This window comes from Bradyrhizobium sp. CCBAU 051011 (assembly GCF_009930815.1).
Lineage (GTDB): Bacteria > Pseudomonadota > Alphaproteobacteria > Rhizobiales > Xanthobacteraceae > Bradyrhizobium.
In genome coordinates this window covers 7,666,005-7,689,990 of sequence record NZ_CP022222.1, presented here as the reverse complement: position 1 = coordinate 7,689,990, position 23,986 = coordinate 7,666,005, and the positions used below count along the sequence as shown (strand labels likewise).

The window sequence follows — 23,986 nt, the reverse complement described above, 5'->3', positions numbered from 1 at the left end:
AATGTTGGTGCTTTGTTTGGTCAAATCTTCCCTGTTTGATCTCGCGTCTTGATCACGCCTGCTCTTGTGGTCGTTACATCTTTATTTGAACCAACGCCCCGCGAAGGAAAAACCACCATCTGCTCACGAGGGGGCAGTGGCGTAGCCCAGCGTAGAAATCGACGGGCTCTACTCTCATCCGTGAGCGACTACGCGGCCTCCCGAGCTGCGTTTCCGTCAAAGGACACACGGTTAGGGTGCCGCAGCCTGCCGACGCGCCCTCCATCAGGATTTCCTCGATCCCGCGCAGCAGTTGCAAGCTTTCGCGTGGGGAGATTCTGTGGCGAACCGTCCCCTGCGCCTTAGGGCGGGGGGATCCTGCGCGACTCGAGCTACGCTATGCGTGTTCTGATCGCCCGCAACGAAACTCATGCGTTAAGCTTGATGTTCGCTGCGGCGGTTAGTTCTGGAACTGCACATCAGGCAAGGCGCGGCCCCCGCGCAGGGTGTGCTGTTGGGTGTCCACCGCTGCTTCCGGCCACCCGGCGCGCCAGCCTGCTGTAGCGGCTGCCATGTTGCTTCTAATCGGAAGGCGACCATCTGATGCACCGTCGCGGAGATTTGGCTATGCGCAGCACGCAGGAAATTCCTACGAACGACCCGCATTGCGACGCGCCGAGCCCTGGATATCACCCGAGTGATCCGGAGAGCGCGAGCCGAAATCACCATGTGAGAAGTCGAGCTTGGCCAGCGCTTCACCGGGGTTACGATACATGCCGCCCTTTTCGCAGTCGTCGGGCGGCTTCGGGCCGCAATAGTCCTTCTGCGGCAGGCCGTCGCCGTTCTTGGCGTCCTTCCAGCCACCATCGTGCTTAAAGTCCTCGCCCTTGCCGTCTTTTGAGTAGTCGATCTTACCGGCCTGCTTCGAATAGTCGCCTTTACGGCCGCCATCGGAGCATTCGTCGTGGCCCTGGGCGAGCTTGGTCGATTTCGCATCTTCGGCGGCAAACCCGGTGTGACCAGCATCGCGCGCAGGCGGCGCTGCTGGTGTGCCGCCTGAAACTCCGACCTGAAAGGGCTGGGCCGCCCTGGAAAGACGGATGATCATATCCGCTCCGTGGGAGATTTCGGGTCGGTGTGCTATGCTCACACGAGTCATATTTAGATGCTGGAGATTGGCATTGATTTCTTTTTCCTTGTCGGTGTCCAGATGTGCTGTGCCCTCGTCCAGAAACAGGATCTTTGGTCGGCGATAGAGCGCGCGCGCAAGCAGTACTCGCTGTTTCTGCCCGCCGGATAATGAGCTTCCCATGTCACCGATGAGGCTGTTGTAGCTCATCGGCATTGCCATGATATCGTCGTGGATGCCGGCAATCTGCGCACACTCGATCATCCATTGCCGATCGAATGTCGTCTCAAAAAAGCAGATGTTGTCGGCAATGGATCCTGACAGCAATTGATCCTCCTGCATGACCGCGCCAATGTGTTCGCGATAAGCGCGCGGTCCGATCTGGCCCAATGGAAGGCCGTCGATCAGGACCTCCCCGCTCGTTGGCTCGAGCAGCCCAAGCATAATCTTGACTAGAGTTGTCTTGCCGCAGCCGGAAGGTCCCATGATCGTCACGAATTGTCCCGGAGCAACGCACAGATTGACGTTGTTAAGAATCAGAGGCTCTGCTTCTGCATAACGGAAGCACACGTTGCGCAGCTCGATCGAGCCGCGGATCGGTCGCACAAACGACAGATCCTGGTCGTGTCCCCGCTCTAAGGGGGTGAGCGCAATGTCGGCGAGGCGCTCCAAGTGCAGTCCGAGAATCCGCAGGTCAACCAGCTTCTCGATTAGCAGCGCTGTCCGTTCGGCGAACTGCAGCTTGTAGCTGACGAACGCGAATATCATGCCAACCGTGATAAGGTTGTCTAGTGCGAGGCGAGCGGCGAGGTAGATTGTGATTACGTTCTCCAGGCCGTATATCGTGTCGTTGATGGCTTTGAAGCTGATCCTCGCCCGGCCTAGCCGCACGTTGGCATTTACGTACTCAGCATAGCGGTTCAGCCACTGGCTCTCCCGCTCGTTCTCTCGGTTGAGCAGCTTCAGGCTCTGCACCGCCCGCACGGTTTCGATGAAGTTGGAGTCTTCCTGTGCCTTGCTGTGAATGGCCGCTTCGCTCCGTTGTCGGAATATCCTGAAGAGAGCTAGTCGCAAAGCGGCGTACAGCGCGAACGCGAGCAGGACAACGAATCCGAGCTGGACGCTGTATGCGAACATCAACGCCAGCATCAACACCGACATGAGACCGTCGATCAAGCCCGTGATCAGTCCCTCCGCGAGCATGTTGCGGATGGGCTCGATCGAGCCGAAGCGCGACAGGATGTCGCCGATGTGCCGCTTTTCGAAAAATGAGAGGGGCAAACGCACCAGATGGTGAAACAGCCGGGCGCCGATCTGAAAGCTGAGCGTGTTCTGCAGAAGAAGAACAATGAACGAGCGGGCCGCGGTCGACGCGACTTTGATCAAGACGAGTAGCGCGAAGCCAAGTCCGAGTACGAGCAGAAGATCGACGTCGCCTCTGGCGATGACCTCATCTACCGTGAGCTGCATGTAGAAAGGAGCGGCGAGGATAAGGATCTCGATGACCACCGAGAGAACCAATATTTGCGCTAAGACATGAGAGTTTCCCCTCATTCCGCTCCAGAATGCTGAGAACGGTAATCGCACTCTCTGGTCTGTGCAGCAGAACCCTTCACTGGGTGAGAGTTCAAGTACGACTCCAGTGAGATGTCTCGATGCCTCGGTGATGGGAAACCATTTCTCGCCGGCGGCGGGATCGTGAACCACGATCCCGTGTTTCTTGCACGCCTTCAGGACAACGAAATGATCCATGTCCCAGTGCAGGATAGCTGGGAGACGCAGTTGGCTCAGATGGTCAACCTCGATTCGCAGCGGCCGGCATGCCAGGCCCAGGTGAGCCGCTATCTCCATGAGGTCGCGAAGAGTGACACCCTTCAGCGAGACTGCGTACCGCCGCCGCAGGCTATTCATGTCAGTTCGACGGCCATGATAGAACGCTACCATGGCAAGGCATGCCAGCCCGCATTCGGCTGCCTCTGTCTGCCTGATGACCGGGAGGAACCCGCGTCCGCTGAAATTCAACAGTCCCTGCATGAAGCTACATCCTTGCGCTCAGCATCGGGTCAAGCAGCCACTGCATCAGCGAGCGCTGCTCAAGGATCACGTCGGCCTTGAGCAGCATGCCTGGCTGAAGCGACATCTTGCGCCCATAGGCATCGATGTCGGGCCGCTCGGGAAGCACAGTCACGCGGTACGCCGGCTCTTTGAGAGTGATCGGCCCAGTAGCATCATTGCCGGTCAGGATCGTGTGAGAGACTTTTGCCACGGTGCCGCGGTAGGTGCCGAATTTCTGATAGGGAAATGCATCGTAAAGTATCCTGACCTGCTGGCCGGGGCGCACGAATCCGGACGCGCGCGTCGGGAAGAACAGCTCCGCCTGTAAGGTCGAATCAAGTGGGATGATTTCGAGCTGCATATGCTTCGGATCAGCGACCTTGCCGACGGTCGCCTGCAGCGTAGACACGCGCCCACTCGTCGGCGCCTTGATAACGTAGGCCCGCCGTCCGTCCACCTCGGCGGTGCGTTGTTCGATCCAGGAGAGATCGCCACGCAGTACGCGAGTCCGTTCTGCGGCAACGGTCGGAAGTTGTTCGAGCGTATGCCGAGCATCAGTCAATTGGGTGCGTCGTACAGTGATCTGCTGATCGAGCGACGCCAAGTTCTGCGCTTGTTCGAGCGCCGCCTGCTCGCGGCGCTTCAATTCGACGGCAGGCAACGCTCCCTTCGCGATTAGCGTGGCGCCGGTCGATACAAAACTTTCGGAAAGCTTCAGCCGTTCGTTTTGTATGTTGCGCTGGTCCTCGAGTTGGGCAATCTCCCCCTCGATTCCCTTGGCTGTAGAAGCGAGGCGCTCGTGTTCCGAAGCGGTCCGGCGCTCTTCCGCAGCGATCTGTCGCTCGATCACCTCGCGTTGCCGCGCCAGCGCTGCGAGAACGGCGGCATTGACGTCATCGCCGTTGGCGCTGATTTGGGAAGTGACTATGGTCAGGAGCGGGTCGCCCTCGGCAACCTCCTGACCCTCCTTGACGTGGAGTTCATTGATGAAACCCTGTTGCGGCACCAAAATTTTGGCCGTTCCGAGGGTCGGAGTTAGATAGCCGGTGACGGTTTCCTTGCGCGCGTATTGAGCGATGGAGATAAAAACCAAAATGAATGCAACAAGGCCCGCAAGAGTCCAGCTGAGGATCATGCTCGATATCGGCTGCAGCGATACGACCTCGCCCCAGCTGTGGCGTTGATGCAGAAAGTCAATTGCTTCCTGGCGAAATAGAGCTGGCCGTGTCGCCATGAACGCACCTTGGTTACGTTTCGTTGGTTACGTTTCGTTCGTCAATTTACGCCGCTCTCCGCCTGATATCCTCCGCTGCGCCACGGATGGGTACCGCACAATGCGTTGGAGAACCGCTCCTCGTACGGGGAAGGCGGGTTCGCCCCCCCGCATCGGGCCGAAAGAAACTGACCTGCGTCGGCAGTGCGGCAGAGTTGGAGCTCATTGTGGCTCACTCCGCTCGTCCCTGGGCGGTGCACCGCCCAGGGTACGAGCAGATTGGGTGGCTACGTTTTTTGGACGGCTACGTTTCCAAAACCAACCTGAACCGCGACGTTGTTATCGTTGAGGAAGCCGATGCCGATGAGGCCGCCGATGCCGCCATTGTTCGTGTTTCCTCCTCTGCAGCAGCCTGAGCCAGCCGCAACCAGATCGAGCTCCTGATCAGACAGCTCGATAGGGTGAGTAAACTTTTCCATCTTCTCCATGTTGGTCTCCTTTCGATGTGAGTGGCGGGATATGGCCGTAACTGCTGCCACGTTATAGCTAGTCGCACGACGCCGATCTGGATGCACTTCGCACAAACTTTTTCTGTGCGGCATCGCTAGGCGCTCGCTTCTTATCTATTGCTATGCCATCCGCGGAGGCAGCCAACGTTCTTGTCGTCTCCACGCTGCAGGTCGAGATCTTCCATTGACAGGTTCGGCACCAAGCGCGCTCGCATGCGCAGGTGCCAACCTTTCGCCCGCACGCTGCATGGCGTGAGTAGATATAGAGAGGATCTGCGGGCACGCGCAGAAGAGTAAAAGATTGCATTAGAGAATGATTTACAGACAGGAAGCGCCTTGCCGCTGCGAACGGCTCACCGCATCGTGGGCCAGCGCGATATCGCAGATCCAGCGCGATATCGCAGATGATGTACCCCCAGGCGCATTGAGGTCGGGCATGAAGCGCACAGCTTCGACGCGGGGCTAGAGTCACAGCGCCGTTGCAATCGCGCGGTAACAGGGCGTTGCTCTTGCCCACTTGCTTCCGCTCCGCAGATGATGATCGTACCGTCGCTGCTCCGTTCGTCGATGGTGTCTTCGTGCAAGAGGGGAAGTAGGCTGCCAACGGAGTTGTTTCTGCTTGTTACCCTCGTTCGGTGTTGATGGCGCTGAGCCCTCCACCTCTAGTCGGAATCCGCCAATCTGGATGCAACGTCGCGCAAAGTTTGCGGATGAGGAATGACGCTTGTCATTTAGAATGCGGCTTGATCTCGAAGAGATCGCGTCAAGATCACTGCAATTCGCGTTTTGAAGTCCGTCAACTACATCGTCGATCGGTACTGCGATGCCGAAACTCGCCAAGGCAGAATCACGTGCATTGCGTGCAACGAGTAAGGCAGGCTCACCGCGGATTGCGCGGCGAGAGAATGTGACGTTCCGGTCTGATGAGGACGTCACGCCTTTGTGATGGGGCAGATCGAAACAATTTTTAATGAATGAAGTAGAGCCCTGACTTGAGTTTAATCACCCGTTCATTGTGCACTCGGAAAAGTGCAAGTCATCAGTATTGCCTTGCACGGAATAGGGGTTGCGTACCGTGCCCCACCAACGCGCGTGCTTCACCCATGAAGCTTCTTTCTCCAGCGCAGTGCAGGCTGACACATATCGTGATTGCGAGACGGCTTTCAATTATGAAGCGGCGCTAATCGAGTGCGCCGCCGGGTCGCAGTTTGCCGTCGGGGAGATCTATGCCCGGGAGAAGGACAAGTTACGCGCGGTGGCGCACCGGATTGTCCACGACAGGTCGCGCGCGGAGGACGTCATTCACGATGCATTCGCGCAGATTCTCCGATGCGCCAAAGACTTCGACCCTGCACGCGGATCCGCGCGGGGCTGGATCTACGCGATCGTCCGCCACACAGCACTCAGGATGCAGAAGAATGCTAGGCGGGAACTCGCGCTCGAGGACTACACGCTGAACGCCATCTGCGAACGTGAACGGACGGCACCGAACCCCGCGTCGGGCATCCCGGACAGCATGACGTTACGGACGATGCTCGATCAACTCGAGCCAAAGCGCCGCGCGAGCCTGCTTCTGGCGATCATCGATGGGCGCACGCATGAGGAGATCGCCCAATACCTCCGGGTTCCGGTCGGAACGGTCAAGGCCTGGATCCGGAGAGAGCTGGTGGCCATGCGCCGGCAGCTCGAATGAGGCGTGATTTTGTTTTGCGCGCTGCATCCATCGTGGCGCGTCGGCGACAATAGGGTGAGGGCGCCGTGACCCGGACAAGGCATGGCGCGTCGCAAACCCGAAGCTAGGAGCGAAACCATGTCTATCCTGAGCTGGGTCACGAGCATTTTCGGACTGGCAAAGATTCCGGGAATCGGCGTCCCACGCGAGGAATGCGACTCAACCACGCTCGACGACCGCGGCAACGGCGAGAACTCCAAGTGGAATGACGATCACAGGGGTCGCGAGGACTACTCCAAGCAAGATGGTGGCTGGAAGGACGCCAAGAACGACGCCTGGCAGGCGCAGAACGACTATTCCGACGCCAAGCCATCCGACGACTACGGCAAGGGCGACACCTATCGAAGCCCAGGTGAAGCGCTTGCCAAGGTCGACTTCTCACATGGTGATTTCGGCTCGCATGGTCCGGATCATTCGGGTGACATGCAGGTCGCGCTCGCTTCGATGTCGTCCGACGACGCGCTCGAATACGCCATCGGCCAGATGGGCCCTGCGGATCACTTCGACGTAGGGCATTGCGATGTGGCGCCGGACACGTCGCACGACACGGACGCCTGATGTGCCGAATACGCGAGAGTAGTTTCTGATTCGAACGAGAAGAAGGGCGGCAGTCATGATCGAAGTGGAAAAACGCGAACTGTTCGAACAAGAGCGGAAAATCTTCGAAGCTGCGGTGCAGCGTGCGGACAAGCGATCGGGCTCTTTCAATTTCTTGACTTGGTCGTTCTTCATTGCCCCGCTGACTGCCTGCGACGAGTTTCTTGTCGGCATTTTCAAATCCGCGGCGGCCGAGCAGGAGGTCGTCAAAACGGCTCAGGCAGGCGCCGCGCCGCAGGAGGCGAATGACCATCTGCCGGCGATTGATCCTTCGAAAACGGGCGCAGAGGATGAGACGGCCAAAAGGCCCGTCGCGTCGTCGGAGGCGCGTGCGACCCAGTTCGATTCGACCGGGCTTTTGGCGCAGCCGCATGACGATGCGCTCAAGCCGAGTGCCGCCCGCAGCGAAGCTGTCGCCGCCGAGGGGACGGCGATGATGCCGAGCCCCGCCATTTTAACGCTCACACCTCACTCGAAGATAGTTCCGTCAACCCGCTATCAGCGGATTCCCACCCCGGAGGCACTCAAATGCAGGGTGGGTCAAAGCGCGAATCCGCTCAGTCCAACGTGCTACTCTTTCAGCCCGTCGATGATCGGCTTCGTTCCCCTGCTTGGAGCTGTCGGCGGTCTCAGCAATGACGTGGTGGGTGGGATCATGCCGGTTGAGGCGCCGCCGGTGCTCGCGACGGAGACCAACACCGTAAGCACGCTGACCCATGACGTCGGCGCCACGATCGCGCCGGTCGCGGCGGCGGTGCAGCCGATGCTGGCGACGGTGACCGACAGCGTGGGCACGCTGAGCCATGACGTGGATGGCACGGTTGCGCCGGTCGAAGCGGCGGCGCAGCCGGTGCTAGCGACGGTGACCGACAGTGCGGCGACGCTGACCGATGACGTTGGCGAAACCACGATCGCGCCGGCCGCGGCGGCGGTGCAGCCGGTGCTGGCGACGGTGACCGACAGCGTGGGCACGCTGACCGATGACGTCGGCGCCACGATTGCGCCGGTCGCGGCGGCCGCGCAGCCGGTGCTGGCGACGGTGAGCGACAGCGCGGCGACGCTGACCGATGACGTTGGCGAAACCACGATCGCGCCGGCCGCGGCGGCGGTGCAGCCGGTGCTGGCGACGGTGACCGACACCGCGGCGATGCTGACCGATGACGTCGGCGCCACGATCGCGCCGGTCGAGGCGGCGGTGCAGCCGGTACTGGCGACGGTGACCGACAGCGCGGCGACGCTGACCGATGACGTCGGCGAAACCACGATCGCGCCGGCCGCGGCGGCGGTGCAGCCGGTGCTGGCGACGGTGACCGACAGCGTGGTCACGCTGAGCCATGATGGCACGGTTGCGCCGGTCGAAGCGGCGGCGCAGCCGGTGCTGGCGACGGTGGCCGACAGCGCGGCGATGTTGACCGATGACGTCGGCGCCACGATTGCGCCGGTCGCGGCGGCGGTGCAGCCGGTGCTGGCGACGGTGGCCGACAGCGCGGCGATGTTGACCGATGACGTCGGCGCCACGATTGCGCCGGTCGAAGCGGCGGCGCAGCCGGTGCTGGCGACGGTGGCCGACAGTGCGGCGACGCTGACCGATGACGTCGGCGAAACGATTGCCCCGGTCGCGGCGGCGGCGCAGCCGGTGCTGGCGACGATGACCGACAGCGCGGCGACGCTGACCGATGACGTCGGCGCCACGACGATCGCGCCGGCCGCGGCGGCGGTGCAGCCGGTGCTGGCGACGGTGACCGACAGCGCGGCGACGCTGACCGATGACGTCGGCGCCACGATTGCGCCGGTCGAGGCGGCCGCGCAGCCGGTGCTGGCGACCGTGACCGACAGCGCGGCGACGCTGACCGATGACCCCGGCGCTACGATCGCGCCGGTGGCCGGTGACGTGGCACAACCGGCAAGTGCAGTCAGCGACACTCTTGCGGATGCGGCGCCGGTCGTTGAGACGACCGAGCCGGTGCTCACGACAACAGCTGCCGCCGTGAGCGATTCGGCCAGCGACGTTTCAGATCCGGCCAACGCCGGGACCATGGCCAGCGACACTCTTGCGGACGCGGCGCCGGTCGTTGGGACGACCGAGCCGGTGCTCACGGAAGCAGCTGCCGCTGTGAGCGATCCGACCAGCGACGTGTCAGTTCCGGCCGACACCGGGACCGTGGCCAGCGACGCTGCGGATGCGGCGCCGGTCGAGACGACCGAGCCGGCACCGACGACAACCGCTGCCACCGTCAGCGATCCGACCAGCGACGTGTCAGATCCGGCCGGCACCGGGACCGTGGCGAGCGACGCTGCGGATGCGGCGCCGGTTGAGACGACCGAGCCGGCACCGACGACAACCGCTGCCACCGTCAGCGATCCGACCAGCGACGTGTCAGATCCGGCCGGCACCGGGACCGTGGCGAGCGACGCTGCGGATGCGGCGCCGGTTGAGACGACCGAGCCGGCGCCGACGACAACCGCTGCCGGCGTGAGCGATCCGGCCAGCGACGTGTCAGATCCGGCCGACACCGGGACCGTGGCCAGCGACGCTGCGAATGCAGCGCCGGTCGATGAGCCCTCAGGCGACGTGATCGCCCTGAACGATGAGCCACCGCCACCAGAAAATGCTCTGCATACCGGAACCGAGTACACCGATTACGGTGTTAATCTTAGCAGCGACAGCGCAGTTCCCCCGCAGGATACGGGGTCTTCGGCCGACGCCGCGTCGGCGTCTGACACTGCGCCGCCGCCTCCCGAGATCGTAGATACGAATCAGCCAACAGACCCTGAACTTGCTATCCTATAGCGGGGGCGAACATGGCGGCCGTCGAGATACTGGACAATCCGCCGCGCAGCTATTCTGCAGATCACCTTCGCGTCGCACCCGGCGGCGAGGCCCGCGACTATGTTGGACCTGTCAACCCGCTGGCCACCTGGCGTTCGGTCGCGCGCACGAACCTGATTGCGGTCGCTGCATTTTCGGTCGTCGTGAATCTGCTGATGCTCACGCTGCCGATCTACCTGTTCCAGATTTCCGATCGCGTTCTGACGAGCCGCAGCCTCGAAACACTGCTGATGCTCTCGGCTCTCGCGCTGGCGTTCATCGGCATCCTCTCGATCATCGACATTCTGCGTCGGCAGGTGCTTGGGCGTTTTGCGACCAAGATGGAGGCCGTGCTCGGTGGTGCAGTGCTGGCGAGCAGTATCAACAACGCCAGGGCCGGCGAGGGCGGGACCATCCAGGCGATTCGTAGCCTTCACCAGGTGCGGGGATTCATCTCGAGCCCCGTCATGCTTATGCTGATGGACGCGCCGCTCTCGCCCCTCTACTTCGGAGTCATATTTCTCATTCACCGAGATCTCGGATGGATCGCTGTCGTGTCGGGCCTGGCACTGGTGCTGATTGCGGTGCTCAACCAGAAAGCGACCTCGGAACGTCTGAGCGAGGCAGGCCTGCATGCTGCTGAGGCCGATGCGGCGGCCGAGTCGCTGGCGCGAAATTCGCAGGTTATCAATGCGATGGGAATGCTGAGCGAGAGCATTCTTCATTGGGGTCGCCGGCAGGCGCCGGCCCTGACGGTGCAGAGCCAGGCCCTTGACCGGAATTTCTGGATCAGCGGTGCGTCGAAGTTCGTCCGGCTCGTGACCCAGATCACGATCCTCGGTGTGGGCGCCTATCTGGCTCTCAACGCCGAGATCACCGGCGGCATGATGATCGCGGCCGCAATCATCGTCGGCCGCGCCCTGCAGCCGCTCGAGGGCCTGATCGAGGGATGGCGCAGCTGTATTCAGGCGCGATCGGCCTATGCGCGTGTCAAGCAGGCGGTCGAGTCATTCCAGCGCGAGACGCCTAAGCTGCGCCTGCCCAAGCCGCAAGGGCGGCTGACCGTGGATCGGGTCTTGTATTTGCCGCCCGGCTCGAAGGAGCCGGTGCTCAATAGTGTGTCGCTCGAGCTGGCGCCCGGAGAGTCTCTGGCCATTGTCGGACCGTCTGGGTCGGGTAAGTCGACCCTCGCGCGCATTCTGGTGGGCTGTCTAGTGCCGACCGCCGGTAAGGTCAGGCTGGACGGAACGGAGCTGCGCAATTGGGATCGTCGCCAGTTTGGCGAATATACCGGCTACCTGCCCCAGGAGGTCGAGCTATTTCCCGGGACGATCAAGCAGAACATCTGTCGCATGCGGGACGACCTGCCCGACGCGAGCATCTATGAGGCAGCGATATTCTCGGGCATCCACGACATGGTCTGTCAGCTGCCGCAAGGATACGAGACCGTGCTCGACCGCGGCGGCGGGCCGCTCTCCGGGGGACAGAAGCAGCGCATCGCGCTCGCCCGGGCTTTCTTCGGTGATCCGTGCCTTGTCGTCCTCGACGAGCCAAACTCGAATCTAGACGCGGCAGGGGAGCTGGCTCTGACCGAGACCCTGCAGCGCGCGAAAAAGCGGGGGGTCACCGCAGTGGTGGTAACCTTGCGCCCGGCGCTGCTGAACAGCGTGGACAAAGTGCTCATCCTGCGGGCCGGACGGGCCGAAGCGTTCGGATCTCCAAGCGACGTGCTGCATCGCCTGGTTCGATCGCCCGGCGGGGCACCGCAGGTAAGCCGGAGCAGCCGCAACGCATCGAATCCTCAGGCCCGTGAGGTGACCACGCGGGAGGACAGATGAAAGCAAAAAAGGACAGCGCCGGTGAGTGGTACCGCGGCGTTCCGCTGAGCGCCAAATGGCCCATCTTTACCGGCCTAGCCATGCTGGTCGTTTGGCTCGGGTGTTTCGGTGTTTGGGCCGGAGTCGCTCCACTGAACAGTGCTGTCGTCACCTCGGGCACGTTCGTGGCTACCGGACAGAACAAGCTGGTCCAGCACCTCGAGGGCGGCATCATCCGCGAGATTGCGGTAAAGGACGGTGATGCCGTTGAGGCGAACCAGGTGCTCGTTCGCATGGACGACACCGCTGCCAACTCCAAGCTGAGGCGGTTGGTCTTAAAGAAGTATCGGCTGCTCGCCATGAAGGCGCGTCTCGAAGCTGAAATGAGCTCGTCAGAGACAATAGAAACTCCCGCGGCATTCAGCGAGAGCGCACGTGATCCGGAAATCAAAGCGGTTCTTGAGCGGCAACGTGCCGAACTGAGGGCACGCAGGACTAGTCTTGTAACCCAGGAAAGCGTACTCATGAAGCAAATCGCCGGGCTGGAGGAAAGCATCCGCGGATATCAGGCTCAAGTGCAGTCCACCCAACAGCGTATTGCCCTTTTCGCCGAGGAGCTGAAGGACAAGAATTCGCTTCTTCGCCAGCAGTTGGTCCGCAAGTCGGATGTGCTGGCGCTGCAACGCTCCGAGGCAGGTCTCGAGGGAGAACTCGGCGAGTATCTTGGCCGCATCGCCGATTCGAAGGAGAGGATCGCTCAGGCGAACGAAAGAATAGCCCAGCTCCACTCGACGGCGCTCCGGGATGCGATCAAGGAGCTGCGCGAGACCGAAGCGGACCTGGATGACGTGGAGGAGCAGATTCGCGCCGCCCAGGATATCGTCGAGCGCATCGACGTTCGCTCGCCGGTTCGAGGCATCGTGTTGAAGAGGAACTTCCATACACCGGGCGGTGTCGTCTCTCCTGGCGCCGTGCTGCTTGAGCTCCTGCCGATAGGCGAAGAGCGCGTCATCGAGGCACATGTGAGTCCTAAGGACATTTCGCACGTGAGCGTAGGTCAGGAGGCGCTGGTGCGGCTGTCGGCGCTCAACCAACGCATCACGCCCATGGTCGGCGCGAGCGTCATCTACGTGTCAGCAGACGTGTTGGCGGAGCAAGTACAGATCAAGGCGGAAACACGCCGCCCTCCAAGTGACACCCGTCGGGAATTCTATGTGGTTCGGGTGCGCCTAGACCAAGACGATATTCTCAAGCACATGCCTGAATTCGTTCCGACACCCGGCATGCCGGCCGACATTTACATCAAGACAGGAGAGCGCACCTTTTTCGAGTATATCATGAAGCCGGCCTTTGATAGCTTCTCCCGCGCTTTCCGCGAAACCTGAACGAAACGAGCAATCTGCTCGTCAATCCCGAGCACCGCGAGTATCCGTGATTAACGGAGTTCGAGCGTTTGGTGCGATGCGCAACTTGAGTATCCACTGCTTTTGCTTGCGGATCGACAGAAAATGAATCCGCCTCCGTCGACTAGGGGCGCAACGCAGATCTCCGGTCAGGCCGCGGACGGGCGCTGCGCGACTTGTACCAGTCGCGCTGACAAAGGTCCAACTCTGAGACGAGACGGAAGTAGCGACCGCACTAATGTCAGCTCGCGGGCCCCAAGCCGACCAACTTCGTCGCTTGCGGCTGGTCTGGTATTGAAGGCAGTCCGGACTTCGCATGCGCGATCCTTGACCCGCCGCTTGTGGACCAATGTCTGACATAAAGATCGCGCGAAAGGAAGCCTGATGGCGACGGCGTGCGGCTCGGCAATCATGCCGGGGCTGCTTGGCGATGAAAGGCAGCCATCAAATGCTGTACGAAAATTTGCGCAACAGTGCATCCAGATTGTCGGCTTCCGACTAGAAGTAGCATCGCAGACATTTCAGTAATGCATCGAAGGAGAGCAACATGGCGATGCCTAAGCCGAATTGGTTGCCGACGTTAGTGCCTTACGGCGCTGATCAGACCGTCTACCTTGTGTTCGATCGTTTCGGAGCGTCACGCAGTGATTGCCCTGAAAAACAGATCGAGCGGGACGACCTCGAAACTACCATCTCCGATCTTCTAACTGGCCAATTCAACGCCCCGGTTCGAGTCATGGCCTTCAACACACTTGAGCACTGGATCGAGGATGTTTCCAACCAAGTCGCCGAAGATATTCAAGCCCGCTGCGATATCGATGGCGTACCAGTACCCGAACACGTCAGGGACTTTGTTGCAAGCCACACCGGCTTCTGACAAGCGGGGTCCTGATGTGAGACCGGACTCAGATTGCGAGACATAGCGACGACGTTCAGTTTCCCGTTCCGCCCTAGTAAAGGCGCGTGCCATGAATACCTCCGGATGAGGACACCGCGCTCTCAATCGCATTAAACGGCGCCAGACCATGCGGCTTGTGGAGTGGAGCCCCGCTGATCGAGGAACGCTGCGCCGCGCCGTGGCTACGGGGATAGCCGTGGACCGCAGCACGTTAACCCTGCAGCCTATTCCCAGCGGACCATGGCTGGCGACCAGCTCGCTGTGATGAAGCATTTTGGTTTTAAGCGGTTCGGCCCGATTGGCCACGACCGCGGGGCGCGAGTGGGATATCGGCTGGCTCTGGATCATCCCGGTACGGTGCAGGCATTTGTGTCGGTGACGTTCATTCCGACGGACTTCAAGATGAACGCCGCTGCCCCGGCATCAAAATAGGCATGGCCGATGGGCGGCCCACCGTGCCGTGGATAAGATTCGCGATCGCTTCGGATGGGATGCTATTGGATACGGCTCGGTGGTGCTGGGCATCGTTCCCGACGGGTTTCGCGAACTCGCCGAAAAGGACCTGTGACCGTCACACATCGTGCGTCGGACATTCGGCCTGCTTACCGTAGGTCGAGCGCGCCCTGTTGCACATTATTCAACGCTCAAGAGACATCTCGGTCCAGGGAGCAGCCGCTTGGCGGACTTCATTCAGGAACGCCTTGGCCAAGCGCGATAGAGGCTCCGCCTCAGACCACAGCATATAGGCAATAGCCACCGTCTTGGGCGTGAAAGGCCTAACGATCAGATCCTGGCTGCCGTTCTGGCGCGGCGAAAATGGATCGACGACCGCCGCGCCCACGCCGGCGGCTGCGAGCACGCAGGCCGTGTTGCAGTATCGCACTTCGACGGTCGGCTGAAACGGCGAGCCGGCCTGCGCAAAGCTCTCGCGCACGGCTTCGCCCAACCGCGTGCCGCGCTCCAGCCCGATGAAGGGTAAGCCGACAAGGTCGGAAGCGGAGATGACCGGCCGTTCGGCCAGCGGATGGTTCGGCGGCAAGACGCAGACCATTTCGCCGGTGTGAACCACCTCATGCGCAATGCCAGGATGATGCGACAGCCCGAGCGCGAATCCGAGCTCTGCAACCCTGCTCGACACGCCGTCGATGATTCCCTCGTAGCGCCTCACATCGAAGAAGACGCGTGTCTGCTGACGGCGGCGCAGGAAGTCCGATAAAGCGCGCGGAATAATGCTGTAGGCCAGCGGCGGCGTTGCCACGATCGATAGAAGCCCTGTGCGGCACTCCCTCAAGTCGCGTACGCGATTTTCGAGTTTGGCGTGGAGCGCAAAGATCGCTTCACTTTCCTTGTAAAGCGCCATCGCCTCTGATGTCGGGAACAACCGGTTGTTGACACGCTCGAACAACGCGAAGCCCGCCTGCGACTCCATCGCCTTCAGCGCGTTGCTGATCGCCGGCTGCGAGAGCGCGAGTTCGTCCGCCGCCGCGACGGTGGTGCGATGGCGGATAACCGCACGCAGGATCTCCAATTGGCGCAGGTTCATATAACTACCGGTTATTGTCTCGCTGAAAATATCATAGCACGAGTGATTGCGTTTAGGACTGCGCTTCCGCGTAATCAGCCCTGCATCGGAGCGCCATCGAAGCGGGATCATCCGCCTCTTGAGTAAGCAGTCCGCTCAGATTGGAGGCAATGTTGGTTCGAGTTCTCCGCGCCGCCGCCGCTCAGATGGGGCCGACGCAAAAAGCTGATGCGCGAGAGCATACGCTTGGCCGGATGCTGGCGTTGCTGGAGCAGGCGGCTGCGCGCGGCGCAACACTGGTGGTTTTTCCCGAACTGGCGTTCACGACCTTCTTCCCGCGATGGCTTATCGAGGGCGACGCGCTCGATCATTACTTCGAGCGCGGCATGCCGAATCCGGCCGTGCAGCCCTTGTTCGATCGCGCGCGGGCGCTCGGCATCGGCTTCTATGTCGGCTACGCCGAACTGACGTCGGACGGCCGGCGCTTCAACTGTTCGATCCTGGTCGATCGCGACGGCGAAATCCTCGGGCGTTATCGCAAGGTGCACCTGCCGGGCTCGGTCGAGCCGCGTGCCGGCGCAGCCTACCAGCAGCTCGAAAAGCGCTATTTCGAATATGGCGATCTGGGATTTCCTGCCTTTCGGGTGGGACCGGACTGGCACCACGCGATCATGGGCATGATGATCTGCAATGATCGCCGCTGGCCGGAAGGCTGGCGCGTGCTGGGCCTGCAGGGCGTCGAACTGGTTTGCGTCGGCTACAATTCCGCGGCCTACGATCCGAACGGCGGTGTCTCCGAAGACGCAGCGCTGCGCACCTTCCACTCCAAGCTGGTAACCCAGGCCAATGCCTACATGAACGCCACCTGGGCGATCGCGGTCGCCAAGGCGGGGACCGAGGACGGCTCCGGACTGATCGGTGGCTCCTGCATCGTCGATCCCAATGGCAGGATCGTCACTGAGGCGCAAACGCTCGCGGACGAAATCATCGTTGCCGACCTCGACCTCGATCTCTGTCGCCAGGGCAAGGACAAGATGTTCAATTTCGCCGCGCACCGGCGACCGGAACAATACTCGGCGATCACGGAGCGTGCCGGTGTTATCGAGCCGGCCACGCTCGATGCGGTTAAACATCAAGCGGCCAGTCGCGGCGTGGGCCGAAGGAGCTGATATGACACGTCTCTTGTTCTCCGTTGGGTTCGCCGCGCTCGTCGCCGTCACAACGGCAGGGGCCGCCGAACTGCCGGAAGCGATCAAACAGGCGGGCACGTTGCGGCTGACGGTCAACTCGACCTATGCCCCCATGGAGTATCGTGATCCCGCGACAAATCAGCTCGTCGGGCTCGATATCGATCTCGCCAACGAACTCGCAAAGCGACTCGGCGTGAAGATCATCTGGAGCGAAACGCCGTTCGCCGAGCTCATCCCTTCATTGCAGACCAAGCGCGCCGATTTCATTATCAGCGGCATTTCGGACCGCAGCTCGCGGCGTGAGACCGCGGATTTCATTGACTATCTGGCGACAGGCCCGCAGTTCTTCGTCCTGACGGAAAATGCGGCGAAGTCTCCCATCGATCTCTGCGGCAAGAAGGTTGGAACGACGCGCAGCACCAGCTTTCCGGTCGAGATCGAGAAATGGAGCAAGCAGAACTGCGAGACGAACGGCAAGCCTGCCGTGCAATATGTCCCGGGTGAGAACAGCATCGATGTCCGCAACCAGCTCAAGCAGGGCCGCATCGACGCTGCGGTGCAGGGCACCGAGACGCTGCCCTACGCCCAGCAGCAGGAGGCCGGGAAATACCGCGTCATCGGAGAGCCGTTCGCCACTGGCTATCAGGGCATCATGTTCCGGAAAGACGACGTGGCGCTGCGCGAGGTGGTGACGGAACATCTCGCCGCCATGATCGCTGACGGCTCCTACAAGGCCATTCTCGATAAATACGGATTGGGCGCGAACGCGGTGGCCCAGCCGATGATGAATGCGTCCCCGCAATGAGAATGGCGTCCACACTTGCGGAGGGTTTTCCCGATATTTCGGGGATGACGGTCGCACGTCAGGTTCATTGGCAGCGATGGCTCGCTGCGGCTGCGATTCTCGTCGTGTTGGCTGCGATCGGTCGCGCTTTCGTCAACGGCCAGATCGAATGGACCTATGTCAGCCGCTTCCTGACCGCGAAGGTGATCCTCGAGGGCATCACCAACACCATGGTGATGGCGGTGCTCGCGATGGCGCTCGGCATCGTGTTGGGCGTCGTCGTTGCGATCATGAGGCTCTCGTCCAATCCGGTTCTGGCGTCCGTCGCCGCCGGCTACACGTGGCTGTTCCGCGGTACGCCGCTGATCCTGCAATTGCTGCTGTGGTTCAACCTCGCGCTGGTGTTTCCGACGATCGGCATTCCGGGCCTGTGGTCGGCGCGGGCCGTCGATGTCATGACGCCGTTTCTGTCCGCGCTGCTCGGCCTCGGCATCAATCAGGGCGCCTACACGTCCGAGGTGATGCGGGCGGGTATGCTGTCGGTCGACATCGGGCAATATGAGGCCGCGCAGGCGATCGGCATGGGAAGGCTGCGCGCGCTGCGTCGGATCATCCTGCCGCAGGCGATGCGGGTCGTAATCCCTCCGCTCGGCAACGAGTTCATCGGCATGGTGAAGGCCACGTCGCTGGCAAGCGTCATCCAGTATCCGGAGGTGCTGCACAGCGCCGAGAATATCTATTACGCGAACTCACGCGTGATCGAACTCCTGATCGTCGCCGGCTCCTGGTATCTGCTCGTGGTGTCGATCCTGACTCCTTTGCAGATGCTTCTCGAACGACGCTTCGCGCGTGGAGCATTGCAGATCACCCGATGACCCAGCCCCTCGTCGCCATCCGTTCGGTCAGTAAGAACTTCGGGGAGTTTCAAGCCCTCAATCGCGTCTCGCTCGACGTTCGGCCAGGCGAGGTGCTCTGCCTGATCGGTGCGTCGGGATCGGGCAAGACAACGCTCCTGCGCTGCATCAATCAGCTTACGTCGATCGACAGCGGCGGCATCTGGCTGGATGGCGAGTTGCTGGGCGTGCGAGAAGAGGGTGGGCGATTGCATCGCCTCACCGAACGGCAGATCGCGCGCCAGCGCCTGAAGACCGGGATGGTGTTTCAGCGCTTCAATCTGTTTCCGCACAAAACAGCGCTTGAAAATATCACCGAAGGCCCCGTGCAGGTGCAGGGCCGCAAGAAGGAGGAGGCGCGAGCGGAGGCGATGGAGCTTCTGCGGCGCGTCGGGCTGGCGGCGAAAGCCGATGCCTATCCCTCTCAGCTTTCCGGCGGGCAGCAGCAGCGGGTAGCGATTGCCCGCGCGCTCGCCATGAAGCCGATGCTGATGCTGTTCGACGAGCCGACGAGTGCCCTCGATCCCGAACTGGTCGGAGAGGTGCTCACCGTCATGAAGGAACTTGCCCGCAGCGGCATGACGATGATGGTGGTGACGCACGAGCTCGGCTTCGCGCGGGAGGTGGCGGATACCGTTGTTTACATGGACCATGGCGCAATCGTGGAATCCGGCCCAGCGGCAGAGGTTCTCGGTAAGCCCCGTGAAGTGCGCACCCAATCGTTTCTTTCCGCGGTGATCTGATGGAGCGAATTTCGTGATGAAACGTTTTCTTGCAGCCGCATTCCTCAGTGCCGCTAATGCTTCGGTCATGGCGGTTGAGCTCCCTCCGGAAATCGCCAAGCAGGGCAGTATCAAGGTTGCCATCGTCCCGAACTATCCACCCCTGGAATTCCGCGATCCCGCGACCAACACGCTGACCGGTTTCGACGTCGAGCTTGGCGAGGCGCTCGGTCGCAAGCTTGGGCTCAAGATCGACTGGCAGCAAACCAGTTTTGACCAGATGATGCCCGCGATTTCGACGGGCAGGGTCGATGCGATCCTGTCCGGCATGACGGATATGGCGAGCCGGCAGGACACGGCGACCTTTGTCGACTACCTTCGCAATGGGCCTCGGTTCTTCGTGCAGCAGTCGCGCGCCGCCGAGTTCAAGGACACGACGGCATTCTGCGGCAAAAAGGTCGGCGCCAGCCGGCGCACGTCGTTTCCAAAGCTGATCGCTGCCTGGAGCGAGGCACATTGCGGCGGCAACCCGGTTCAATTCGTGGGCACGGAAGGATCGGCCGATGCCCGGACCCAGCTCAGGCAAGGACGGATCGATGCGGCCGTCCAGGGCGGCGAGACGCTTCCCTACATGATGGACCTCGAGCCGGGCACCTATGTCCCGGTCGGCGACGTGTTCGCCACCCAGTTCACCGGGCTTGCTTTGAACATCAAAGAGAAGGCGCTTCAGCAGGCGGTCGTGGAGGCTCTGGACTCCTTGATCGCTGATGGCACCTACCGTGCGTTGCTGGCGAAGTGGAAATTGACCGACTACGGCGTAGAGAAGGCGACCATCAATGCTGGACAGTAAAGCGCTTGCAAGCATTCCGCTCACTCCCGCAAACACCGCGCCGCCGGCCCCGCACTATCCGTGGCCCAAGCCCTATACATCAGCGATGTTCCTCTCCTTCGACGTGGACGCGGAGACCGCCTGGACCAGCAAGGACGCGTTGCACGCCCAGCGGCTCATCACGATGAGCTATGGCGGCTACGAGGCGCGCGTCGGCACGCCGAAACTTTTGGAGCTGCTCGATCAGCTCGATCTGAAGGCGACGTTCTTCGTCACCGGCTGGTCGGTGGATGCGCATCCCGCGATGGCAGAGTCCATTCTCAAGGCGGGCCATGAGATCGGCCACCACGGGTATCACCATCTGCTGCCGGATCCGGGCGATCCCTGGATCGAGGACGAGCTGGAGCGGGGTTTTGAGGCGCTGAAGCGTCGGCTTGGCGTCAAGCCCATCGGCTATCGGGCGCCCTACGGCGAATTCACCGAAGAGCTGCGCGTGGCGCTGGTGCGCCACGGTATCGTCTACACCTCGTCATTTCGCGACGACGTGCGGCCTTATCGTCATCGCCTTGCCGATGGCAGGCCAGGCACGATCGAGCTTCCGGTAACTGCAAGCTACGACGACTGGATGCATGGACTGTCTGCCCGGTTCAGCCCGCGGCCGATCTTTCCCAAGGAGCATGTGCTCTCGATCTGGAAGGATGAGCTCGATGAGGTCAGGGATTGGGGCGCGATGGTCACGACCGTGCTGCATCCGCAATGCAGCGGTCGTCCGATGCGGCTTCGGCTGCTGCGCGAATTTCTCACCTATGCCAAATCCTGCCCCGATCTGTGGATCACAACCGGAGAGGCGATCGCGGCGAATTTTAGAAGTCACGAAGCAGCTGCCCTCTGAGAACCACCGATCAGATATCCCTGGAGTCATCGATGCCCGTTTCCCGTCGTTCACTGCTGAAGGCCGCCGCCGCAGCGCCGGCGTTTTCGCTGCCGGGAATTTTGCGGGCGCAGTCGCAGACCACGCTGCGCTTCATTCCGGTGATCGACCTGACTTTTGTCGACCCGATCTACTCCACGGCCCAGGTTTCCCGAAACCATGGCTTCATGGTCTACGACACGCTCTACGGCATGAACTCGGCGCTCGAGGTCTCGCCGCAGATGGTGTCCGGGCATGTTGTGTCGAACGACGACCGGCAGTGGGACCTGACGCTGCGCGATGGCCTGCTATGGCATGACGGCGAGCGCGTGCTGGCGCGCGACTGCGTTGCCAGCATTCGCCGTTGGGCGGCCCGCGACGGGTTCGGCGCCGAGCTGATGGCCGCAACGGACGAGCTGTCGGCGCCTGATGACCGTACCATCCGTTTTCGGCTGAGCAGGCCTTTCCCGCTGCTGCCTGCGGCGCTCGGCAAGGCCGCGATCCAGGCGCCGTTCATGATGCCGGAGCGGCTGGCGAGCCAGGATCCGTTCAAGCCGCTGACCGAGGTCGTAGGCAGCGGTCCTTTCCGCTTCGTGGCGGACGAGCGCGTGCAAGGCGCGCGTAACGTCTACGCCCGTTTCGATCGTTATCTGCCCCGTCAGGCCGGCGAGCCCGACTGGACCGCCGGACCCAAGATCGTTCATTACGATCGCGTGGTCTGGACGACGATGCCGGATGCCGCGACTGGGGTGGCTGCGCTGCAAACGCGCGAGCAGGATTGGCAGGAAACGACGCCGCACGACCTGCTGCCGGTGCTGAAGCGTACCGGCGGCATCACCACGCGGATTCTCGATCCGCGGGGTTACACCTGCATGCTACGCGTCAACCATCTGCAGCCACCGTTCGACAATCCCGCCATTCGTCGGGCGCTGTTGGGCGCGATCGACCAGTCCGCCTTCATGACGGCGGTTGCGGGCGATGATCCCGCCCTTCAATCCTCGCCGATCGGCTTCTTTGCGCCGGGTACGCCGATGGCGAGCGATGTCGGCCTCAATGTGTTTCGCGGGCCGCGCGACATGGCGAAGGTCAAGGCCGATCTGAAAGCCGCCGGTTACAATGGCGAGAAGGTGGTGCTGCTCGTCCCCACCAACTCGGTGGCACAAAAGCCGCTCGGCGACATCGCAGCCGACATGCTGCAGCAGGCCGGCATGAACGTCGAATATGCCGGGCTGGATTTCGGCGTGGTGTTGCAGCGGCAGTTGAAGAAGGACCCCGTCGCCCTGGGCGGCTGGAGCGCCGGCGTCGGCAACTGGCAAGGCATCGATTGGCTGAACCCGGCCGGCAATTCGAATCTGCGCGGCGACAGCAAAACCGCCGGCTGGTACAAGAGTGAGAAGATGGGGGCGTTGCGAAGCCAGTGGCTCGCTGCCGCCAACCTTGCCGAGCAACAGCGCATCTGCCGCGACATCCAGGCGTTATCGTTCGAGGAAATTCCTTACTTCCCGATCGGTCAGTACAAGCAACCGACGGCGTACCGCTCGAACATTACCGGCATCCTCGACGGTACGGCCGTATTCTGGAATGTGAAACCGGCATGAGCACGATCGCAATCTTCGGCAGCTATCTGTTGTCGCGCAAGGATGGCGCGCAGGAGGTGCTGCGCGATCATTGGGTGTTGCTGGAGGGCAAGCGTATCGCCGCCGTCACGCGCGACCGGCCGTCCGCCGCCGAGGTCTTTGACAGGCCGGGCCGTTTCGTGCTGCCCGGCCTTCTGAACCTGCACAACCACTGCTTCAGTGAAGCCGTCGCCCGGACGCACACCGAGGACGGTAATGGTCGCCGGAACAACCAGAGCATCGTCTATACGGTGCTGTTGCCGCTGACCAAGCGCGGTGCCGAGCTGCTGTTGCCGTCGGAGCGGCTCGCCATCGCGCGGCTCGGCATTCTGCAATTGCTGAAGGGCGGCGCCACCACGGTCATGGAGCCGTTCCGCAACACCCTTCCGGAGATGTTCGACGCCGCCGAGGAAATGGGCATCCGCTTCTACGGCGCGCCGTATTTGTTTTCGACCTCGGATGCCAAGGCGGGGCCTGATGGCGTGGTACATTACGCGGGCGATGACGGCCGGGCCGATATGGACACCTGGAACGCGCTAAACCATCGCTGGAATGGACGCGGCGACGGGCGGATCGGCCTTGCGATGAGCCCGCACGCGACCGACACCTGTGGTCCGGATCTGCTGCGGGCATGTGCCGTCCGCGCGCGCGAACTCGACGTTCCCATCACCACCCATCTCGCGCAAAGCCAGGCCGAAGTCGCGACCATCGCAAGCCGCCACGGCGGTCGCACACCGGCCGAATATCTGGACTGGCTGGGCCTTCTGGCGCCTGATCTTATGGCCGCGCACTGCATCGCGAGCACGGATGGCGATTTGAAGCTGATGGCGGCCAAGGGCGCCACGGTGCTGAACTGCCCGCGCGTGTTTGCGCGCTCGGGCGTTACCGCGGCGTTCAGCCGGTTCGCGGAGCACGGCGTGCGCACGGTGGTCGGGACCGACGGCTACAACATGGACCTACTCGGCGAACTCAACGCGGCGTCGATGATCTCGAAGCTTGCGTCTGCTCGCGCGGACGTAGCCAACGCACCCGAACTGATCGAGTCGGTCACGGCAACCGCAGCGGCGGTCATCAAGCGCCCGGACCTTGGCATGATCGCGCCGGGCGCCACCGCCGACCTCACCGTTGTCGATTTGACCCATCCCCATCTGCAGCCCTTGTTCGACCCACGACGCGGGCTCGTCGCGCTCGGCAACCGCGCCAACATCGACCAGGTCATCGTTGACGGGCGCGTGCTGATCGATGCGGGCAGGTATATTTACGGCGACGAGACCGCGATCATGTCGGCCGCGTCTGCGGCGATCGGTAAGATCTGGGACTTGCCGGAAGCCCAGGCCGCGTTCAATGGCTGACGGCTCGTCGGCACGCGCACTTACAGG

The 23,986-nt window shown here is 61.9% G+C and carries 18 protein-coding genes and 1 pseudogene; 15 read left to right on the top strand and 4 right to left on the bottom strand.

The window, feature by feature from the left end; all coding sequences use genetic code 11:
- Nucleotides 1-628: 628 nt before the first annotated feature.
- The 3 genes from ACH79_RS36280 to ACH79_RS43370 all read right to left on the bottom strand — a co-directional run bounded on the left by ACH79_RS36280 (nucleotide 629) and on the right by ACH79_RS43370 (nucleotide 4,864).
- A complete protein-coding gene (locus tag ACH79_RS36280) occupies nucleotides 629-3,142 on the bottom strand; it encodes a peptidase domain-containing ABC transporter (RefSeq protein ID WP_161855212.1) in 2,514 nt (837 codons plus the stop codon).
- Between the two features lie 4 nt (nucleotides 3,143-3,146).
- The gene (locus ACH79_RS36275) at nucleotides 3,147-4,397 is read right to left on the bottom strand and encodes an HlyD family efflux transporter periplasmic adaptor subunit (protein ID WP_161855211.1); all 1,251 of its coding nucleotides are present in this window, start codon (nucleotides 4,395-4,397) and stop codon (nucleotides 3,147-3,149) included.
- Between the two features lie 266 nt (nucleotides 4,398-4,663).
- Entirely contained in the window at nucleotides 4,664-4,864 is a 201-nt protein-coding gene (locus ACH79_RS43370) for a hypothetical protein (RefSeq protein ID WP_202639106.1), read from the bottom strand.
- Nucleotides 4,865-5,960: 1,096 nt separating this feature from the next.
- Between ACH79_RS43370 and ACH79_RS36270 the strand changes: the two genes are divergently transcribed.
- The 7 genes and pseudogenes from ACH79_RS36270 to ACH79_RS36240 all read left to right on the top strand — a co-directional run.
- On the top strand, nucleotides 5,961-6,578 hold the full coding sequence (locus ACH79_RS36270; protein ID WP_246738765.1) for a sigma-70 family RNA polymerase sigma factor: 618 nt from the start codon (nucleotides 5,961-5,963) through the stop codon (nucleotides 6,576-6,578).
- Nucleotides 6,579-6,695: 117 nt separating this feature from the next.
- Nucleotides 6,696-7,175 carry a hypothetical protein gene (locus ACH79_RS36265; RefSeq protein ID WP_161855210.1) on the top strand — a complete coding sequence of 160 codons (480 nt, stop codon included), beginning with the start codon at nucleotides 6,696-6,698 and terminating at the stop codon, nucleotides 7,173-7,175.
- A gap of 55 nt (nucleotides 7,176-7,230) precedes the next feature.
- Nucleotides 7,231-10,005, top strand: coding sequence for a hypothetical protein (locus tag ACH79_RS36260; protein WP_161855209.1), 2,775 nt, complete (start codon nucleotides 7,231-7,233; stop codon nucleotides 10,003-10,005).
- Nucleotides 10,006-10,016: 11 nt separating this feature from the next.
- Nucleotides 10,017-11,861, top strand: coding sequence for a type I secretion system permease/ATPase (locus ACH79_RS36255; RefSeq protein WP_246738267.1), 1,845 nt, complete (start codon nucleotides 10,017-10,019; stop codon nucleotides 11,859-11,861).
- Entirely contained in the window at nucleotides 11,858-13,225 is a 1,368-nt protein-coding gene (locus tag ACH79_RS36250) for an HlyD family type I secretion periplasmic adaptor subunit (protein WP_161855208.1), read from the top strand. The genes ACH79_RS36255 and ACH79_RS36250 overlap by 4 nt, the downstream gene beginning before the upstream one ends.
- A gap of 565 nt (nucleotides 13,226-13,790) precedes the next feature.
- A complete protein-coding gene (locus ACH79_RS36245; RefSeq protein ID WP_308200422.1) occupies nucleotides 13,791-14,120 on the top strand; it encodes a hypothetical protein in 330 nt (109 codons plus the stop codon).
- Nucleotides 14,121-14,378: 258 nt separating this feature from the next.
- A pseudogene (locus tag ACH79_RS36240) lies at nucleotides 14,379-14,573 on the top strand (alpha/beta fold hydrolase); the annotation flags it as partial.
- Nucleotides 14,574-14,778: 205 nt separating this feature from the next.
- On the opposite strand, the gene ACH79_RS36230 reads toward ACH79_RS36240, so the two are convergent.
- Nucleotides 14,779-15,684, bottom strand: a complete 906-nt coding sequence (locus tag ACH79_RS36230; RefSeq protein WP_161855207.1) for a LysR family transcriptional regulator — start codon at nucleotides 15,682-15,684, stop codon at nucleotides 14,779-14,781.
- A gap of 185 nt (nucleotides 15,685-15,869) precedes the next feature.
- Between ACH79_RS36230 and ACH79_RS36225 the strand changes: the two genes are divergently transcribed.
- From ACH79_RS36225 to ACH79_RS36190, 8 genes are read left to right on the top strand one after another with little or no spacing between them, the layout of a single operon-like run.
- The gene (locus tag ACH79_RS36225) at nucleotides 15,870-16,832 is read left to right on the top strand and encodes an N-carbamoyl-D-amino-acid hydrolase (protein WP_246738764.1); all 963 of its coding nucleotides are present in this window, start codon (nucleotides 15,870-15,872) and stop codon (nucleotides 16,830-16,832) included.
- Nucleotide 16,833: 1 nt separating this feature from the next.
- On the top strand, nucleotides 16,834-17,658 hold the full coding sequence (locus tag ACH79_RS36220) for an ABC transporter substrate-binding protein (protein ID WP_161855205.1): 825 nt from the start codon (nucleotides 16,834-16,836) through the stop codon (nucleotides 17,656-17,658).
- Nucleotides 17,655-18,512 carry an amino acid ABC transporter permease gene (locus ACH79_RS36215; RefSeq protein WP_161855204.1) on the top strand — a complete coding sequence of 286 codons (858 nt, stop codon included), beginning with the start codon at nucleotides 17,655-17,657 and terminating at the stop codon, nucleotides 18,510-18,512. Before ACH79_RS36220 ends, ACH79_RS36215 begins: the two co-directional genes overlap by 4 nt.
- On the top strand, nucleotides 18,509-19,273 hold the full coding sequence (locus ACH79_RS36210) for an amino acid ABC transporter ATP-binding protein (RefSeq protein WP_161855203.1): 765 nt from the start codon (nucleotides 18,509-18,511) through the stop codon (nucleotides 19,271-19,273). Before ACH79_RS36215 ends, ACH79_RS36210 begins: the two co-directional genes overlap by 4 nt.
- 16 nt (nucleotides 19,274-19,289) lie before the next feature.
- A complete protein-coding gene (locus ACH79_RS36205; RefSeq protein ID WP_161855202.1) occupies nucleotides 19,290-20,102 on the top strand; it encodes an ABC transporter substrate-binding protein in 813 nt (270 codons plus the stop codon).
- Entirely contained in the window at nucleotides 20,089-20,973 is an 885-nt protein-coding gene (locus ACH79_RS36200) for a polysaccharide deacetylase (protein ID WP_161855201.1), read from the top strand. Before ACH79_RS36205 ends, ACH79_RS36200 begins: the two co-directional genes overlap by 14 nt.
- A gap of 32 nt (nucleotides 20,974-21,005) precedes the next feature.
- Nucleotides 21,006-22,589, top strand: a complete 1,584-nt coding sequence (locus ACH79_RS36195) for an ABC transporter substrate-binding protein (RefSeq protein WP_161855200.1) — start codon at nucleotides 21,006-21,008, stop codon at nucleotides 22,587-22,589.
- A complete protein-coding gene (locus ACH79_RS36190) occupies nucleotides 22,586-23,959 on the top strand; it encodes an amidohydrolase family protein (RefSeq protein ID WP_161855199.1) in 1,374 nt (457 codons plus the stop codon). Before ACH79_RS36195 ends, ACH79_RS36190 begins: the two co-directional genes overlap by 4 nt.
- Nucleotides 23,960-23,986 lie beyond the last annotated feature (27 nt).